Origin of the sequence: Bartonella sp. MM73XJBT.G, assembly GCF_028618435.1 — a bacterium.
Classification (GTDB): Bacteria; Pseudomonadota; Alphaproteobacteria; order Rhizobiales; family Rhizobiaceae; genus Bartonella.
Map to the genome: position 1 here is coordinate 1 of NZ_JAQISW010000060.1, position 2,722 is coordinate 2,722.

Genomic DNA, 2,722 nt, shown 5'->3' on the forward strand with positions numbered 1-2,722 from the left:
CATAAGCAACTAGCCCTTTTCGATACTGATATTGATGAAAAAGTCGGTATTGAAACGCTAGATAATATTTATGATTTTGCAGACAGAATAAGAGAAACAGCAAAAAAATATTTATAAGATATTCTACAACCTATGTATGCCCCGCTGAAGCGGGTTTTTTTTGTTCGTCCGCAGTTTTTATAAAAAACTACGGCGTTATCTACCCATCGATTGGCTCTGTCTGCACACTGCCCCAATTTTTCCTGCATATAAATTTCAAATACAGCTAACTGATTTATTTTTTTAAGGGATACTAGAAAGTATCATGCCTCTACACTGAACGCTACAATACTCAAACCGATTCGTAATAAATATTAAAGTTCATTTATAAAAAAACCACTTTAGCATAAAATGGCTTGACCATAATAATCCTTTACGGTATACTCCTCTATAACAACATATCACGAAGAAGCAAAAGCCGATCTGGTGTAGATTAAATTACATTAACACAAACAATCGCTATTAGGCGTTAGGGAGGGGAAATTATGGAAAAGCCAATTCTTATAAATTCTGATGAAATTTTATTAGTTACCTACGATGATGATCAAAACATTGCAGAGTCTGGACCGCTTGATGCAAGCCAAATTCTAAGCATTGTTGATGAGGGAGATGATGCCATCCAAATCTTTCGTATAAATCCTTCTGAAAAAAGTTGTGAAGACATTTCTGAACAGATTGCAGAAGCATATGTAAAAGAAAATATCGAACATCTCCATGAGGAGAGTAAAGTTCATGACTTTGTACGTGAAAGTGATATCTACAATGAAATTTTAGAAGAGATCGCAGAAGAAAAATATGAAGATGAAATGTACGGTACTTATGAACAACAGCACCGTTTGCGTCCTTGTGATGTGCTTTAAAATTCTGAAGGGCGTTTAAAAAGCGCCTCCCCTTTTCCCATCAATAATTGATTAGAGTAAACTTATGAACACACATGATAATGATAGTGAAGGATATCTCATACCTGAAAACGAGGTAGACAACAAAATTGGTTATGCCAAAATGATCAAAGCCCATGTAATGCATAGGCACTTACATTTGAAACAAGATTTTTCCACTTGGTTTAACGATTGTGTTGAAAAGTTTGATCTAAAAGAAGGCGTGGATTTTGTTTTTACAAAACAAGAATGGAACAGACAGAAGATTTGTCCAAAATCTGAAATAGAAACAGATAAAACTGATAATCATTACTTCAAAATTCACGCAGCAAAGAAAATCGCTAAAGCAGAGCGCCATAGAAACTATGGCAGAATATTATACCAAAACTTATGTTTTTCTTAATTAAGGAGGTGATGATGAAAAGCCTTATTATAACATCTGAAAACAATTTTCAAAACACAACTGTTCCAACCATGTCTAGTCGTGAAATTGCAGAATTGTGCAGTAAAAGACATGACCATGTTATGCGTGATATCAAGAAAATGCTTGAAGAACTTAACGCCCCCAAATTTGGGGTGGTTGATTTTAGTGGTTATTATCTTGATAGCAAAGGGGAAAGCCGCCCTTGTTATAATCTCCCTAAACGTGAATGCTTAATTCTCGTATCTGGTTATAGCACTGCCTTACGAGCAAAAATAATTGATCGGTGGCAAGAATTGGAAAAGCAAGCAGCAATACCACAAATCGACTACTCAAGCCCTCAAGTTATGCTTGGTGTTTTAACGTATCTCAAAAATGAAAATGAACAAAAAGATAACATTATTGCAAATTTAAAACCAAAGGCAATGGCACTTGAAAGCTTACAGCGTCATGATGGGCTCTTTGGTCTTACAGAAGCCGCGAAAATCCTCGAAATGCAACCAAAACAATTCATTCAATTCTTACAGCAAAAAGGGTGGGTTTATAGACGTGCAGCAGGTGGAAATTTACTCCCTTATCAAGACAAAATCCAAAAGCAACTTATGGACTGTCCAACTATCACACTTCAAACCGCCTGCGGAATAGAAAAAGTCATTCCTTGCGCAAAAATTACCACAAAAGGCATGGGGCTGCTGTCTCAAGAGCTTAAAAGACAAAGCATGCATTAAGAGGCTGTCACTATGGAAAAGAAATACGAACTTACTGACGAAACAATTGAAGTTGATGGACACATTACGCTTTACCGCATCCGTGCATTGAAAGACTTTGGAGATGTAAAGGCAGGTGATCTTGGCGGCTTTATAGCAAAAGAAGACAACCTATCGCATCATGGTAATTGCTGGATTGGGGGTTATGCCAAGGTTTATGATGATGCTAAGGTTTACGAAAATGCACAAGTTTACGGTTATGCACAAGTTTACGACAAATCTCGTATCTATGGCAAAGCAGAAGTTTTCGATGAACCATGCATTTACGGTCATGCAGAAGTTTACGGTGATGCATATATTTGCGGTGAACCGCACGTTTTTGATAATGCAGAAGTTTATGGCAATGCACAAGTTTACGAAGAGGCATACATTTACGATAGGGCGCGTGTTTACGGCAATGCGCAAGTTTACGGTGATGCGCATATTTACGGTCATGCAAAATTTACGGTGAAGCATGTGTATGTTGGGACGACTGGATTGATGGCGATAAAAGAATCTCAACTAGAAAACAAACCAGATGAGAAAATACGAACGACTAATCTTATAGTATCTCTATAAGCCGTTTCTAACACCGAAAAACAAACTTTTAACACATGCGTGATTCACGCCACGGGGGA

General features: G+C 37.2%; 4 protein-coding genes. All 4 read left to right on the forward strand.

What is annotated here, in order from left to right:
- Nucleotides 1-524 precede the first annotated feature (524 nt).
- The 4 genes from PVV59_RS09695 to PVV59_RS09710 all read left to right on the forward strand — a co-directional run bounded on the left by PVV59_RS09695 (nt 525) and on the right by PVV59_RS09710 (nt 2,663).
- The gene (locus tag PVV59_RS09695) at nt 525-899 is read left to right on the forward strand and encodes a hypothetical protein (protein ID WP_273755874.1); all 375 of its coding nucleotides are present in this window, start codon (nt 525-527) and stop codon (nt 897-899) included.
- A 64-nt stretch (nt 900-963) separates the two neighbouring features.
- Nucleotides 964-1,320 carry an antA/AntB antirepressor family protein gene (locus PVV59_RS09700; RefSeq protein ID WP_273755875.1) on the forward strand — a complete coding sequence of 119 codons (357 nt, stop codon included), beginning with the start codon at nt 964-966 and terminating at the stop codon, nt 1,318-1,320.
- Nucleotides 1,321-1,334: 14 nt separating this feature from the next.
- The gene (locus tag PVV59_RS09705) at nt 1,335-2,066 is read left to right on the forward strand and encodes a Rha family transcriptional regulator (protein WP_273755877.1); all 732 of its coding nucleotides are present in this window, start codon (nt 1,335-1,337) and stop codon (nt 2,064-2,066) included.
- A 12-nt stretch (nt 2,067-2,078) separates the two neighbouring features.
- Nucleotides 2,079-2,663, forward strand: coding sequence for a hypothetical protein (locus PVV59_RS09710; protein ID WP_273755876.1), 585 nt, complete (start codon nt 2,079-2,081; stop codon nt 2,661-2,663).
- Nucleotides 2,664-2,722: the final 59 nt, after the last annotated feature.